The organism is Streptomyces sp. NPDC047117, from assembly GCF_040643545.1.
Taxonomy (GTDB): Bacteria; Actinomycetota; Actinomycetes; order Streptomycetales; family Streptomycetaceae; genus Streptomyces.
In genome coordinates, this window is the sequence record NZ_JBEYUN010000041.1 from 1 (window position 1) to 14055 (window position 14055).

Consider the following 14055-nt stretch of genomic DNA (forward strand, 5'->3'; position numbering starts at 1 on the left):
CGTTCCAGGTAAGCGACGTGGTCCTCGATGAACGGGCCAGCATCCTGTTCCGAGCCGACGTAGTGGAGAAACTCAGGTGCAACGTAGTGACTTCCTCAGCATCGTAGGTCGCTGAAGCAGCTTGGCACCTACTGATCGGGCTTTACCCGGTCCAGGGCCTTGTCGACGTCGAACACCACGAGGTTAAGAACGAGCTGAGTGTCGGGGGGGCCGTCGGCTTGCGCCCGCAGTTTCGTCAATGACGTAGCCGGGCGGCAGCGGCCAGTATCGGGGTGGTCACGGCGGTGGCGGCGGCGCCGAACGTGGTGTCAGTGGCCAGGATCAGGCGGACCGTTCGCATGGCCAGGGTGAGAACCTCGCTGCCGCGCAAGCGTGTGCCTGCCTCGAATCGGTTCACCGCCTCGACCAGCGTGCTGCCGCCGTCAGCGACGTCGCCCAGTCCCTGAAGCAGAGCTGCAGCATCGCGGATGGCCGCGCCGGCCCCCTTCCCGGCGGTGGGCGGTGTCGCGTGGACGGCGTCGCCCAGCGCGGTGATACGGCCCGCAGGCCACGGCGCGAGTTCGGCGGCCCGGGTCGAGGCGGCGTTGAAACGGAACGCGGCTACGCTGCACGGGTCGGCGCGGGCGATGACCTCCAGCGTGTGCCCGGCCCAGCCCCGGTCGCGAAACCCTCGCAGCAACGCGTCCTGCAGCTGGTCTCCGTCCAGGTCGCGAAGGGAGTCGGTCGCGGCGGATTCGGGGAACATGGCGCCCCAGATGTAGGTCGGGCCCGTGGTGACGGACATCCGCAATCCGGGGGCGTCGAGCGCGGCGTTGCCCACGGGGTCGAGGAAACCGACATACAGCGCCGCGCCCCGCGGTCCCATCGCCGTCCCTGACCGCAGTCCGAGCCGCCGCTGTTCACCGGGGCTCAGGTCCCCGCGGAGGGTCCGGCCGGAAAACCCGATGATGCCCGCCGGGCGGTTCGTCGGGCCTCCCGCCAGATGCCGGGCGACCAGGGAATGGACGCCGTCTGCACCTACCACCAGATCCGCGAGGACAGGCGCCGCGTCGGCGAACAGCACGTGGGGTGTGCCGTCGTCGTCGTGGCCGACGCCGGACACGGTTCGCCCCAGATGCAGGTCATCGCCGACCGCCTCCGCCAGCAGCAGGCGCAGCGTGATGCGGTCGACATCGATGCTGGCGTCACCGGTGAGATCGGGGCCGCGGCCGAGCAGTCGGCCGCGGCGGTCCCAGAACGCATCACGGTCGCGCAGCCTCAGCGCCGAGGCGGACGCCAGCAGACGCCGCACGATCTCCGGCGCCACCAGTTCCCGCAATGCCGCCTGGGCCTGTTCGTCCAGGGTGATGTGGTAGCCGCCTGTGGCCGCCACATCGGCGTCGCGGTCGAACACCGCCACCTCGAACCCCCGGCGGCGCAATCCTGCCCCCAGCGCGAGTCCGCCGATTCCGCCACCGACCACTACAACACGCATTCCCTCGGTCCTTTCGCCACTGTCGGCCTGCTCCGGCGCTCGACACTGGCACCGGTAGTGGACATCGAGTGGCCACTACCGGTCATGATGGAACGATGGCGAACACCTCACGACGGGCCTTACGGCTCCTGTCCCTGCTCGGATCACGCCGTCAGTGGCCGCTGCGCGAGCTTGCCGGCCATCTGGAGGTCAGCGAGCGCACCGTCCGCCGCGACATCGAGACCCTGCGCGAGCTCGGATACACGATCACCACCGTCCACGGACCCGACGGCGGATACCGGCTCGGCGCACGGCACACCCTCCCGCCACTGGTGTTCGACCACGACCAGGCTCTTGCCGTCGCGGTGGCCCTGCAGACCGCGCCCAGCACGGTGTTCGGCCTCCAAGACGATGCGGCACGGGCCCTGACCACCCTGGAACAGGCCCTGCCCGCCGCGCTGCGGGCATCCATGGCATCCCTCCACCTGACCAGGCTGCGCAACTACTGGGAGTTCCCGGCACCCCCCATCGACTCGGCCGCGCTCACCGCTGTGGGAACCGCGGTGCGCCACCGCCACGTACTCCTCGCGGAAACGCTGCGCGCCGACGGCTCCCGCCCCGGAACCGGGGACGACGACTTTCTGCCCGCCCGCCGCATCGAGCCCCATCACCTGGTCATCTGGTCAGGCCGGTGGTACCTGGTCGCCTACGACCTCGAAGATCACCAGTGGCGAGTACACCGTGTCAACCGCCTTCGCCTCCGCCCCACGGCGCGCCCCTTCAGTCCGCGCCCGTTCCCCCACCACGACCTCGCCGACTTCGTCATGAGCAGTCATGACCGCGGCGACACCCCCGCCGCCTGGGAATGCACCGGCAGGGCCCGGCTCAACCTGTCGGCCGATGTCGTCGCCCGCTGGGCACCAGGCGGTTCGGTCGTCGAACACCTCGACACCGAGCACTGCCGGCTCACCCTCGGTGCCTGGTCCTGGGCCGGCATCGCCGGAATCCTCGCCACCTTCGACACCGAACTCTCCGACCTTCACCCGCCCGAACTCGCCGATGCCTGCCGACGGCTTGCCCACCGGCTGGCCACCGCCGCACACCACTTCCATTCGGCCCCGGTCCATCACCGACTGGTAGTGGGCGTCCAGCAGCACCTCGGCTGCGATCCGGCCGGGTCGCCTCACCGGACGTCCAGCAGCACCTTTCCTTGCGCGCGGCGCTGATCGAGTTCGAGCAGAGCCTGCGATGCCTGCTCAAGCGGGAAGCGCCGCCCCATCACGGGCTGAAGATGATCGGCCCGCAGGAGAGGCAGTAGCGCGGCCCACTGCTCCTGCAGATAGGAAGGCTCCTCGCTCCAGAACGCGCCCCAGCCAACTCCCGAGACATTGAGGTTGTTGCGCATAAGACTGTCGACCTTGACCTGGGCGACGTCACCGCCGACCGAGCCGATGACCAGAAGGCGGCCCTCACGCGCGAGGACGCGCACCGAGCCGGAGACCCGGTCGGCTCCGACCGGATCCACGACGATGTCCACGCCGCGATCACCGGTCAGTTCCCGCACTGCGTCCTCGAAGGCGTCTGCCACGACGACCTCGTCGGCGCCGGCGGTCTTCGCCGTATCGATTTTTCCCGGTTCGGACACGACCGCGATCACCTTGGCATCCAGTGCGGTGGCCAACTGCACGGCAGCGGTGCCCACGCCGCCGGCTGCTCCGTGCACGAGAACCGTCTCACCCGGCTTCAGCTGCGCCCGGCGCACCAGGCCGAAGTGCATGGTCAGATAGTTCATCGGCAGGGCCGCGCCCACGTCGAAGGACACGTTGTCGGGGAGCGGGAAGACCGCCGTCGGCGGGGCGGCCACCGTCTCGGCGTATCCGCCGACCCCGGGGAAGGCCGCGACCCGCTGCCCGGCCGTCAGGCCGCTGTCCGAGGGCGCGGACCGGACGGTGCCGGCGACCTCGGCGCCCGGAATGAAGGGCTGTGCCCGCTGCAGATGGTACGTACCGTAGCTCTGCGCGACCTCCGGGTACGTCACGCCGGCGACGTGCACGTCGATGACGACCGACTCGGCATCGGCCGTCGGTTCGTCAGTTTCGACGACCTCTATCGCGGTGGGGCCCTTGAGGCTGGTGATGTGGACAGCACGCATGGGGGTGCTCCTGAGGTAGGGCAACAGGGCGGAAGGCGCAGTTACTTTTCACGCCTCGGTACTCTTTAAGAACCGCGACCATCGTGGTGCCCCAGCCGCATCCCGAGCAATAAGGCACTTTCTGGTGTCCTGGTTCCCTGGAGGTAACGATGACCCCGACGGACAGTCAGTCGCAGCAGGGCCCGGGCCGGGCCCGTGTCGTCCTAGGCATGGTCGGGGACAAGTGGTCGCTCCTGGTCGTGTGCCGCCTCGGTCAGGGACCACGCCGTTTTACCGAACTCAAGCGAGCCGTCGACGGGGTCAGCCAGCGCATGCTCACCGTGACCCTGCGCAGCCTGGAACGGGACGGCATCCTGACCCGCACCGTCCACAACGTCATGCCGCCGCACGTCACCTATGAGCTCACCCCGATGGGCAGAACGCTCCATGAAGCCACCGCGCCCCTCCGGCAGTGGACCATCGAGCACCTGGCGCACATCGACAACGCCCGCGTGGAATACGACGCCCGCGCCAGCACCCTGCCCGCCGAGTCTGTCAAGAATCACACCTGACCTCTGACACTCCCAGTTCAGAAACAAGCACTTGGGTCCGATGACGCAGTGCTGCGGCGGCGGCGATGAGTGCGGTGACGTGCTCGCGCTGGTCGTCGTCCCGGCGGGCGATGACGATCCGGCTCGGTCCCGCGTCGGGGACGGAGATGCACACGATGCCCGGCGGTACGGGCGTGATGAGCGAGCGGGGCAGGACGGCGACGACGCGGCCGATCCTCACCAGAGCGGTGAGTTCGCCGGCATCGGCGACCTCGGAGCCGCTGCCGCCGCCGGGGACGCCCGGCCACCTTGGAAAGACCTCGTCGCTGAGGTCTTCCCGGGAGATACTGTCGCGCCCGGCGAGCCGGTGGTTTTCGGGGAGGACGGCCACCCGGTCCTCGACGTGGAGGGTTTCGGTGGCCAGCCCTCCGAGGTCATCGAACGGGGCGTAGAGCAGGCCCGCGTCGGCGCGCCCGTCGCGCAGGTGATCGGTGCGGTCGGTGGCGCCGCTGAAGAGGATGTCGACCCGCCGGGCACCGGGCTGCTCCGCGTAGGCGGCGAGGATTCCGGAGAGCAGGTTCGCGTCTCCTCCGGGTTTGATCACGAACCTGAGCGGTGCGTCGTCGGCGGCGCGTTGGGTGTTCTGCACGGCGACCGTCATCGCGTTCAGCGCATGCCGACCGTGCTCCAGCAGGGCCGCGCCCGCGGACGTCAGTACGACGCTGCGGCTGGTGCGGTCGAAGAGCGTGACGCGCAGCCGGGCCTCGATGCGCTTGATGGTCTTCGACAGAGCGGGCTGCGCGACGGCGAGCCTGTCGGCGGCGCGGCCGAAGTGCAGCTCCTCGGCGACGGTGACGAAGTACCGCAGCTCCCTGACCTCCAACAGATCCATTCCTTCAGGTTATCGAATACCTGCGGAAGAGGCCTTGGACGCGGCCGGATATCCGGTGGTCATATGGAGTCATGATGCAGCACACCATGTTCGTACAGTTCACCGAACCGATTCCCGACGCCGACCTGAATCAGTACCTCGCGGACCTCGAAAAGGCCGCGAAGGGCACCGGCATACTCCAGACGTTCGCCGCACAGCGCCACATCCCGGTCCCCGGCGAGGAGCAGATCCCGGCGTTCATCGCCACCGCCGTCGTCCAGCTCGGCGCCGCCGACGTGGAGGCGCTGGGAACCCTGTTCGCCGCGCCGGAGGTCGGCGAGGTCTTCGACACCTGGCGCACCCGCTACCCGTTCAAGGCGGCGTGGGCGAACCACGAGGCGCTGGCGTGAGCGACTTTTCCGGCAGGGTCGGCCTGGTCACCGGGGCCGGCAGCGGGATCGGACGCGCCATCGCGTCCGGTCTCGCCCGCCGCGGCGCGGCGGTGGCGGTCCTCGACCTGGACGAGGCCGCGGCGCGAGAGACCGCCGAGGAGATCACGAGGGCAGGCGGGCGGGCGATCGCCGCCCCGGTCGACATCGCCGACGAGGACTCCGTCCGGTCGGCGATCGGCCGGACCGTCGCCGAGTTCGGGCGGCTGGATGTGGCGGTCAACAACGCCGGCGTCCCGTCGAGCGGCCGGCAGCTGACCGGGATGCCGGCACAGGAGTGGGAACGCGTGCTGCGGATCAACCTGACCGGCACGTTCTTCTGCCTCAAGCACGAGATTCCCGAACTGCGCCGGGCCGGGGGCGGAGCGATCGTCAACATCGCCTCCGGCGGCGGCCTGTACGCCATCCCGCTGTCCCCGGCGTACGTGGCCGGCAAGCACGGCGTCGTCGGACTCACGAAGGCTGCCGCCGTCGACTACGCCGCCGACGGCATCCGGGTCAACGCGGTCGCCCCCGGGATGACCCGCACCGCACACCTGGACCGGACCACCGAGGGAACCGGGATGGTCGCCCAGCACGAGGCACTCACCCCGCTCGGCCGTCTCGCCACCCCGGACGAGATCGCCGACGCCGCCGTCTGGCTGTGCTCGGACGAATCCTCCTACATCACAGCAACCACGCTGGCGGTCGACGGCGGACGCCGCGCCTGACCCCATTCCCGGGCTGTGCCGGCTGTGCGCGGAAGGCACCACGCTTCGCTCGCTACGCCAGGCCAACGTCCCCATCAGCGCGCAGCAGCGCGCCGTCCTGGAGACCGTGGCCGCCGCCATGGGGTAGCTGGGTGCCGGCCGCTCTCGGAAGCGGTGTGTCAGGCGCGCCCAGGCGCCCGCCCGGGCGCACGGGCGACGGCTCCCCCGCCCTGGCCAGGAGCGGGGGAGCCGTCGTCCGTCGGTTTCGGTGCCGGTTACGGGTGAGGGCCCGTGGCCCGCTCTGTCAGGTGCGCACTCAGCAGGGGGACGGGAAGGGGGAACGGTGGCCTCACCACCGGGCGCCGGACGTGGTCACGGTCAGGCGTAGTGCCAGTAGATCGTGATGGTGGGGGTGGAGTTGGCGGGCAGGTCCTGCTGCTCGCAGAAGTCGATGACGACGTTGTTGCCCTGACCCAACGAGGCCTTGTTGCAGTCCGTCGCGATCTTGCCGGGCACCTCCGTGGTGTGCTGCGTGGCTGCCTGGGAGACGCCGATGGCGGCCCCGGAGAAGGCCAGGACGGTGGCGCCGAGAACGGCTGCCCGCTTGAACTTGCGCATACTTTTCTCCCTTTGCTGTACGTACACGGTGGGCACGCCAGGAGGCGTACCGCCACCGTTCCCATGGGGCGGCGTGACCGGCCCGGTGTGGCTGCGCTGCGCGCTTCGGGCACCGCACGGACCAGAATGCCGGAGGCCGGCGGAGCGCCGGCCGGCCCCGGGGCGGCCGAATCCTTCGACCGCGTGGGCTCAACTCCTGCCCGGCACTACTCGGGCAGGCTTCAGTGGTCAGATCAGTGGCCGGCGGGACGCTTAGAAGTCGTACGGCCTCGCGGTGCTCCAGTTCAGCACGTCCGCCTCGTTCCAACTGAACTGCGGCTTCTCCCCCTTGAGAGCGACCGAGAAGGACGGGCCGGCCTGGCCGTCCGCGCCGCGCAGCGCAAGGGAGAACGACTGCTCCGTGTGATGCCCCGAACCGTAGTCGAAGAGGTTGACCGCGCTGTAGACCTTGCCGCCGGGCCGGAGCATGAGGTGCTTGGTCCCGCCCGGCTTGTCCTTCTTCGAGTGCGGCAGTGCGGCCACGTCGACGTCGCCGCCGAGCTTCACGGACGGGAAGGAGGTCACCCAGCACGGCTTGCTGCCCTCGTTCGAGGCGGTGACCAGCAGATGGTCGCCCTGCTGCCCGGCGAACCGGTGCACCGCGGCCAGCAGCAACTCATCCCCCGGCACTGCTGGGAACCGGCCGCCTGGCCCTTGCCCGCGGCCTCCTGCGTACCGCCCGGGGCGGCCTCCGAGCGCACGTCCTCCTTGGTGCCGCCGCCGATTGCCTGCTCCGCACCGCCCTTGTTCTCCCCGTGGGAGGCGGACCGGTTCTGCGTGGTGCCGGCGGCGCTGTCGCCGCCCGCCGCCTTCGAACCGCTGTCGTCCGCGCCACCGCAGGCCGTCAGGCCCAGCGCCAGCGCGGCGGTGACGGCTGCCAGGGTGGCGGTACGAATCCGGGCAGTACGCATGATCGGTTCCCCTGCGTTTCGTGCGGGAGCCTTCTGCGTCGTTCCCGCGGTGTGGGCACCACCTTTCCCCGAGCCGCTGACGTCCCGGAAACGCCTCACTCACGTCCCGCAAACACACCGTGCGGTGAAGCCCAACTGCTGGCAGCCTGCAGCCCCTCGCCGCCCAGCCCGGGGCCGGGCTGGGCGGTCCAAAGGCGGGCGACAGCCGAGCGCCTGGCTCTGCGAACGGCGGGCCCCAGGCGTGCGTCAGCGGGCAACGGGCTGTCTACCCCCTTCGAGGTGTGACCGCGCACTTGATTTGGCGGTCTCGCTAAATCAAGTGCGCAGAAGGCGGGTGGAGCCCTCACGCCAGGGCTTGGACGGCGTGAAGGCTCCGCTGATAGGCCGGGGAGGCTGGTCGGGCGGGCCGTCCTGTATCAGCCTCCGAAGATGCCGGCGAGGGGCCCGAGCAGGCCGGTGAGCACCAGGGCGGTCCCGTCGGCCTTGCCTGTGGGGGTGGGCTTCCAGGGGGCGACTGTCCAGGTCTGGCCGACGCCCGCCCTTTTCTTGGTGGTCAGGATGCCCTGGTCGTCGGTCCAGTAGGTCCGCTCCGCGGGCACGGTCTCGCTGTCGGATCCGTAGAGGTGGGTGCCGTCGTACGTCCAGTTGCAGGTGGCGCAGGCGGCCGGCCTCATCGAGGCGGCCGAGGAGCAGCGTGCCGGGCCGGTGCAGGGAGCCAGTGACGGCGCCGACGATGGCCTCGGTGGACTCCCGCACTCGGTACTTCCGCCCCCACCCGCACGCTTGCCAGGAAGGTGCGGCTGCTGCAGCCGCCTGAAGACGCAGCCCTCGATACCGACCACCGACCAGGACAACCACTCCCGCGCGGTCGCCTCATCGGTGGCCATCGGGCACAACGTCCGCGACGCGCCGAGCTGATGGTCGGCGAAGAGGGCTTCCAGGGCGGCCCGGCGCTCAGCGTAGGGCGGGACGTGAGGTCGATGTCCTGATGGAGGAGGTCGAAGCCGACGAAGTGCGCCGGGTGCTGCTCGGTCAGGCGCGCGGCGGTGGGGCTGCGCGTCAGCCAGGCTACGACGTCGGAGGCGGGCCAAATGCGCGACGAGCGGCCCTCAGAGCCGCAGTGGCCATGGCAGCGTTGGCGCCACCACCGATCACAGCGCCGATGCCGAACGGTGCCACCCGACCGAGAACGATGATTCCCTGCTTGGTCCCGTACTTCGTGACGAAGTTCCTCCCCAAGATCCTGTTGACCTGACGCAACGTCTCCACAGGCACCTTGGCGACAACCTGACGTCCCCAGTGTTGCCCCGTACGCTCGGCGACCTTGGTAATGGTGGCGGAGCCGGTCCCGCCGAGCATGATTCCCATCACGATCGTTCGGCGGCGCTCGATCTCATCGATGGGGACTTTGTGGACTTCAGCGATCGAGAGGGCGAAGAGGGTGCTCAGCTCAAGAGATGAGAGCGCCTCGCCGGCCGACAGGGCCAGGGCAACTCCCGTGCCGATGCCGGGCGCGGCTGCAGCTCCTCCAACCGCAGCGCCCGTCCCGGTCAGGGCGCTGATGTACATGCGCTCCAGATTGCGGATCACCTGTGCTGGTGTCGCCTCTGGGTTCCGCTGGCGGGCCCGGGCGATGTTCTTGCGCACCAAGGGGCTCTGGATGTCGATTGCCTTGTCCAGGAGGTCGAGGACTCGCTGCCCGCGTACGGCTGCTGCCGGAACCGGTCCATCGAGGGCACCTTTTGCCATGCCTTGAACTCCTTAAGGTCATCACGTCCCAACTCAGTCTCCCACCCGACCAGCCGAGCAGACCTTGCGCCACATGGACCAGGCCGCCAACCGCAAAGGACGGACAGCACGGGCGGTTGGCCCGTCAGCCACGACACCGACCTGTGCAAGGAGCGGAACACCCACGGGCGACTGCTCAACAAGCTGAAGGCGTGGCGAAGCATCGCCACCCGCCCGCTCGTAGGGCTAGGTTGTGTGGCCTGGGAGATTCGCCTTCTGGGTCTCGGGGACGTGCATCACCAGGATCGCCATGTCGTCTGAGGCGGGCTCGGCGGCGAAGCGTTCCACCGTCCGCAGGATGCGGGCCGCGACCGCTCCTCCTGTCAGTCCCGTGCACGTGGTGAGGACGTCCGTGAGGCCGTCCTCGCCCAGCATGCGCGAGCCCTCTCGGCGCTGTGTCACGCCGTTCGTGACACACAGCAGGACGTCGCCCGCATCCAGCGTGACCGTCTCCTCGTGCAGCTCCAGGTCGTCCATCACTCCGAGGAGAGGCTGGGGCTTGGCCGCGGGCTCCACCGTGCCGTCCGGGCGCAGATGGAGCGGGAGCGGATGCCCGGCGCAGACCAGCTTCAGGGTTGCGCTGCCGTCGGGCTGCGGCCACAGCTGGCCGTACAGCAGTGTCAGGAAGCGGCTGCGGGCGCCCTCGTCGAGGATCGCCGCGTTCAGCCGTTCCAGCACGGCCGGGCCCCCGAGTCCCTCGCGGGCGAGCAGCCGCAGCGCGTGCCGGGCCAGGCCCGTGACGGCCGCCGCCTCGGGGCCGGTGCCGCAGACGTCGCCGATGGCGAAGCCGTACACGCCCTCCCGGATGGGGAAGAGGTCGTAGAAATCGCCGCCGACCTCGTTGCCCTCCCCCGCCGCACGGTAGATGACTTCGACCTCGACACCGGGGACGTCCGGCAGTTCGAACGGCAGCAGGCTGCGCTGGAGCAACTGGTTGAAGGGGATGCGAGTGTGCTGAAAGTCCTCAGCTGTGTGTTCCTCTTGGCGGTTGATGGCTTGGGCCTTGCGCAGAGCCGCGGCGATGTCCTCCAGGGCCGGCTGGGCGAGGAGGTCGTGCGGAAGGAGCGGCTGCCGGGAGAGGGCCGGGTCGGACGCGAGGGGGGTGAGTTCGACGGCGTCGGGGTGTGCGGCGAGGCGATGCACTTCTGTGCGCGCCTGCTCCCAGAGTGCTTCGAGGGTGCGGATGCGGGCGGCGGCACGGTCGGCCTCTTCGTGCGCGGTGCGTTTATGCGCCACGGCCTGCTGGGTCTCCTCCCGCAGCCGGGCGAGTTCGGCAGGGTCGGCGTCGGCGTGTCGGGCGCGGGCCTGGAGGCTGTCGTGGCCGGAGATGATGTCCCTCAGGGCGCTGATGATGCGCCACAGAATCGTCATGAGGAACTGGGCGTCTTTCAAGGCATAGCGCAGGCGGGTTTCGGTGTGGCGGGCGCGTTCGAGGTCCACTTCGAGACGCAGAGCGGCGACGGCCTCTTCAGGTGCGCCCGGCGGGACTGCAGCGGACGACACAGCAGGGGAGCGCTTGAGCGGGGGCGTACTGATGAGCGGCGCGCCCGGTCGCTGGTCCTCCTCGCCGGCGGGTTTCTGGTCGCCAGTGGCGGCGGCTCGCTGCAAGTTCAGGAGCTTGGCCTCCGACAGCCCCAGGTTGCGGGCGAGCAGCGCCACCGTCCTGGCCGACGGCACGGGCGTCTCACAGCGGAAGGCCTCCGAGACAGTTGTGCGCCCCAGTCCGGCCCGGCGCGCCAGCTGGGTCTTGTCCAGCCCGGAGCGGGCCAGCCCGTTACTCAGCCGCTCACACAGCTCAGCGAGGGCCGCCTCGGGCTTACTCTGCTCGCTTGGCATCTGTCTCGCCCCCGGCGTCGTTCGTGTTCGACGGTGTTCATCATCGTCCGCGGCGAACCCCGGCGCACACCGCCTCCTCGACTCTCGATTACGTCAACACCCCGCCTCTTCCAGGGAGTCTGCCGTGTCCGTCGCCGTTGTCACACTCACCGCCGCGCTCATCACCGTCTTCGCGCTGCTCGCCGCCGCCGGCGCGGGCAAGCTCGCCCGCCTGGACGGCGCCAGCTACCCGGCCGCCCTCAAGCAGGCGGCCACCGCCTTCACCGCCACGCTCACCCTCGCAGCCGCCATCACCGCCGCCCTCGCCGCCATGGCTTCTTGATCCCGGATACCGGCCGGCCCCAGGCGGGCAGGCGAAGTCGGTGACGGTCACTTCCCCTCCCCCCCCCCGCGCCCAGCCCGTGATATCCAGCAGCAGCCCGTTCTCGTGAACCAAGCCAGGCAGGGTTATTTGAAGCGCATGTCGATGTAGTCGATATCGGTGAGGACGACATCCAGGCCCTGGGCGCGGCGTCCGCCGTCGCGGAAATAAACCTCGGCGAGTCCCTCGGCGATGATGTCGCGGAGTTCTTGGGAGCTTTCGCCGCGTTGGGCGGTGAAGATGCGGTTCGCGTAGGTGGCGGGGAGGTCGACGCGGATGAGGCGTTCGCGGGCTTCGTCGGTGGTGCCGGCGGGGGCCTCGTAGCCGAAGGTGGCGCGGGTCTCGATGGCCAGCCCGGCGGTGGTCGCGGCGCGCTTGCGGGCCCGCTGACGCACCCGGGGCTGCCAGGACCCCGCGACCTCCCGCCCCAGCGCCTCCCGAAGGGCCGCGCGGGGGGTTTTGTGCTGGCCGGCGAGGTAGCGCTCCACCGTGCGCCGGGAGACGCCGAGCCGGGCGGCGACGGCCTTGGTGGAGCCCTTCTCCGTCTTGGTCAGGAACCGCATCTGCGCCTGGGCGGATTTCGGGGGCGCCTTGGTGACGGTCTCAAAGGAGGCGCGCTCGACGGCGTCGTCGATGGCGGTATCGATGGCGCGCGCCGCGGAAGCGCTGACGTGGATGCGGGTGCCGGGCGGGCTGGTGGTCATCGGCTCACTCTCCGGTGGCGGCGGGCTCGCCCTTGATGTGGCGGGCGGGATTGTAGCCCTGCTTCATCAGGTCCAGGGCCCAGGTCATGGTCTGGGTGCCTTCGTGCTTGGCCAGGCCCGGCGTCACACCCAGGCGGAAGGTGCCCGAGGGGCGGCCGGTTTGCGGGTTGGTGCTGGGCGGCAGCAGGTCGGCGGGGAACGGGCTGGCCGCGGGGTAGGCGGCGCAGTCGGAGAGCACCCCGAGCGGGTAGGCGCCGGTCAGCTCGGCGAGCTTGGCCATCTTGCGGTGCATGTTGATGCGGGCCTTGGAGATGACCATCGCGCGGATGTCCGGGCGCCAGGTCGGACGCTCCAGCGCCGGCCACCGCTCCCCCATCTCGTAATGGAGGCCGCGGGGGCCCTCGCGCAGCTTGCCGATGGTGTCCTTGGCGGTCTGCTTGATGGCGGAGAAGCCCATCGCGGTGCGCTGGTGGCGGTCGATCAGGTCCAGCAGCGCGTCATCGTCCGCGGTGGCCAGGTGCTCCAGGACGTTCGGGTCGGCCAGCAGCAGCCGCATCGGCTGCTGCCCCCGGGTTTTGAGGGCCTCGGTCAGCTCCGGCGGGCCGGCCAGGGCCTCCCGCTCGGCCGCCAGCCGGCGTACCGCGTCCAGGTTGCCGGCGTCGGCACCCTTGAGGAGCTGGTGCAGGGCCATCGGCGCCAGGAACGCGCCTGCGTCCAGGTCCTTGGTGATGCCGAGGTCGGCCATGGCGGCGGTGTAGGCGTTGCTGAGCCGGTCATACCAAGGCTTGAGGTAGGGGCCGGTGCGGGTCCGCAGATATGCCTCAAGCGGCTCGACGGGGTGGCCGAGCTGGACGGCGTATTCGATGGTGGGGGTGGCGTACCAGGCAGGTCCCCTCGGGCGCTGGCCGGTCTTGGTGAAGGGGTTGGGCAGGCGCGGATCGAGCTCGATGTGGGAGAGGTCGACCAGCCAGCAGCCCACCGCCTTGCGATCGAAGCGCGGCCGCACATAGTGGACCGGCTCACTCAATCCGACGGTCAGGGACGCGGCAGCGGCGAGGAAGGCGGCGTTGATGTCCAGGCCGACCACCCACGGCATCCCCCGCTCCTCCGCCGAGAGCAACGCCGGATCGCGCACCCACTCAAACGCCTCCTCCTCCAGGAAGCCGCCCTCCCAGCCCTGGGCCAGGGGGTGTTCGGGACGCGCCTCGGGCGGAGCCGGGTCCACCGGTTCGCTCAGGCCCTCGGGGTTGGGGGCGGAAACCCAGGCCCCGGTCTCGTCCTGCACCGCGCGGGTGGCGGGCCGCAGACGGGTCAGCAGCTCCAGCCCACACACCCCGGTCGAGCCCAGCGGGGTGATGACACGCTCGGCATACGTGCCGAGCAGGTCCGCCAGGTCGGGCGGCGGGAGCTGGTCGGCCGCGCCCCAGGCGCGGGGGGCGAGCGCCTTCCAGGGCAGAATGGCCAGCTGCACGCACTGCCGTCGCTCGCCCTTGGTTTTGATCGGCCGGTAGAGGCGGGTCCAGGGACCGAAACCCCGTCCGGTCAGCTTCCATCCCGCCCCTGTGGTCTGCTTGACCACCGGATGATCCTCCGCCAGCCGCAGCCCGCGCCGATCCTCCAGTACCGACGGTAGGCCGAAATACTCGGCAGCCGC

The 14055-nt window shown here is 70.1% G+C and carries 14 protein-coding genes and 3 pseudogenes; 6 read left to right on the forward strand and 11 right to left on the reverse strand.

All coding sequences use genetic code 11. From position 1 onward, the window contains the following. Positions 1-235: 235 nt before the first annotated feature. Positions 236-1474, reverse strand: a complete 1239-nt coding sequence (locus tag ABZ840_RS37375; RefSeq protein ID WP_361568455.1) for an FAD-dependent monooxygenase — start codon at positions 1472-1474, stop codon at positions 236-238. Between the two features lie 95 nt (positions 1475-1569). Between ABZ840_RS37375 and ABZ840_RS37380 the strand changes: the two genes are divergently transcribed. Then, positions 1570-2679 carry a WYL domain-containing protein gene (locus ABZ840_RS37380; RefSeq protein ID WP_361568458.1) on the forward strand — a complete coding sequence of 370 codons (1110 nt, stop codon included), beginning with the start codon at positions 1570-1572 and terminating at the stop codon, positions 2677-2679. Here ABZ840_RS37380 and ABZ840_RS37385 read toward each other — a convergent pair. Further along, positions 2637-3605 (reverse strand): NADPH:quinone oxidoreductase family protein, encoded by a 969-nt coding sequence (locus tag ABZ840_RS37385; protein WP_361568460.1) that lies wholly within the window; start codon positions 3603-3605, stop codon positions 2637-2639. The two genes, ABZ840_RS37380 and ABZ840_RS37385, sit on opposite strands and share 43 nt — an antisense overlap. A gap of 149 nt (positions 3606-3754) precedes the next feature. Between ABZ840_RS37385 and ABZ840_RS37390 the strand changes: the two genes are divergently transcribed. Further along, positions 3755-4156: a helix-turn-helix domain-containing protein gene (locus tag ABZ840_RS37390; RefSeq protein ID WP_361568463.1), complete on the forward strand. Its 402-nt coding sequence runs from the start codon at positions 3755-3757 to the stop codon at positions 4154-4156. Here the strand turns inward: ABZ840_RS37390 and ABZ840_RS37395 are convergent. Then, positions 4140-5027 carry a LysR family transcriptional regulator gene (locus ABZ840_RS37395; protein WP_361568466.1) on the reverse strand — a complete coding sequence of 296 codons (888 nt, stop codon included), beginning with the start codon at positions 5025-5027 and terminating at the stop codon, positions 4140-4142. The two genes, ABZ840_RS37390 and ABZ840_RS37395, sit on opposite strands and share 17 nt — an antisense overlap. Positions 5028-5098: 71 nt before the next feature. Here ABZ840_RS37395 and ABZ840_RS37400 point away from each other — a divergent pair, with 71 nt between their 5' ends. Together ABZ840_RS37400 and ABZ840_RS37405 are read left to right on the forward strand one after the other, a co-directional pair. Continuing rightward, a complete protein-coding gene (locus tag ABZ840_RS37400; protein WP_361568469.1) occupies positions 5099-5416 on the forward strand; it encodes a hypothetical protein in 318 nt (105 codons plus the stop codon). Continuing rightward, the gene (locus ABZ840_RS37405) at positions 5413-6165 is read left to right on the forward strand and encodes a glucose 1-dehydrogenase (RefSeq protein ID WP_361568472.1); all 753 of its coding nucleotides are present in this window, start codon (positions 5413-5415) and stop codon (positions 6163-6165) included. The genes ABZ840_RS37400 and ABZ840_RS37405 overlap by 4 nt, the downstream gene beginning before the upstream one ends. A 357-nt stretch (positions 6166-6522) precedes the next feature. Here ABZ840_RS37405 and ABZ840_RS37410 read toward each other — a convergent pair whose 3' ends face one another. From ABZ840_RS37410 to ABZ840_RS37430, 5 genes are all read right to left on the reverse strand, one after another. Then, positions 6523-6762 carry a hypothetical protein gene (locus ABZ840_RS37410; protein WP_361568474.1) on the reverse strand — a complete coding sequence of 80 codons (240 nt, stop codon included), beginning with the start codon at positions 6760-6762 and terminating at the stop codon, positions 6523-6525. 252 nt (positions 6763-7014) lie between these two features. Next, positions 7015-7416, reverse strand: coding sequence for a DUF4232 domain-containing protein (locus tag ABZ840_RS37415; RefSeq protein ID WP_361568477.1), 402 nt, complete (start codon positions 7414-7416; stop codon positions 7015-7017). Then, positions 7323-7712 (reverse strand): hypothetical protein, encoded by a 390-nt coding sequence (locus ABZ840_RS37420; protein ID WP_361568480.1) that lies wholly within the window; start codon positions 7710-7712, stop codon positions 7323-7325. The genes ABZ840_RS37415 and ABZ840_RS37420 overlap by 94 nt, the downstream gene beginning before the upstream one ends. 416 nt (positions 7713-8128) lie before the next feature. After that, the gene (locus tag ABZ840_RS37425; protein WP_361568483.1) at positions 8129-8386 is read right to left on the reverse strand and encodes a hypothetical protein; all 258 of its coding nucleotides are present in this window, start codon (positions 8384-8386) and stop codon (positions 8129-8131) included. 394 nt (positions 8387-8780) lie between these two features. Then, complete coding sequence (locus tag ABZ840_RS37430) at positions 8781-9461, reverse strand: hypothetical protein (protein WP_361568486.1); 681 nt, start codon at positions 9459-9461, stop codon at positions 8781-8783. Positions 9462-9566: 105 nt separating this feature from the next. On the opposite strand from ABZ840_RS37430, the pseudogene ABZ840_RS37435 reads away from it, so the two are divergent. Then, a pseudogene (locus ABZ840_RS37435) lies at positions 9567-9674 on the forward strand (IS5/IS1182 family transposase); the annotation flags it as partial. 12 nt (positions 9675-9686) lie between these two features. On the opposite strand, the pseudogene ABZ840_RS37440 reads toward ABZ840_RS37435, so the two are convergent. Beyond that, positions 9687-10436, reverse strand: a pseudogene (locus ABZ840_RS37440) (PP2C family protein-serine/threonine phosphatase); the annotation flags it as partial. Between the two features lie 1024 nt (positions 10437-11460). Between ABZ840_RS37440 and ABZ840_RS37445 the strand changes: the two are divergent. After that, on the forward strand, positions 11461-11658 hold the full coding sequence (locus ABZ840_RS37445) for a hypothetical protein (protein ID WP_361568489.1): 198 nt from the start codon (positions 11461-11463) through the stop codon (positions 11656-11658). Between the two features lie 125 nt (positions 11659-11783). On the opposite strand, the gene ABZ840_RS37450 is transcribed toward ABZ840_RS37445, so the two are convergent. Both ABZ840_RS37450 and ABZ840_RS37455 read right to left on the reverse strand, forming a co-directional pair. Then, entirely contained in the window at positions 11784-12401 is a 618-nt protein-coding gene (locus tag ABZ840_RS37450) for an XRE family transcriptional regulator (RefSeq protein ID WP_361568492.1), read from the reverse strand. A 4-nt stretch (positions 12402-12405) separates the two neighbouring features. Then, positions 12406-14055: pseudogene (locus ABZ840_RS37455) on the reverse strand (hypothetical protein); the annotation flags it as partial.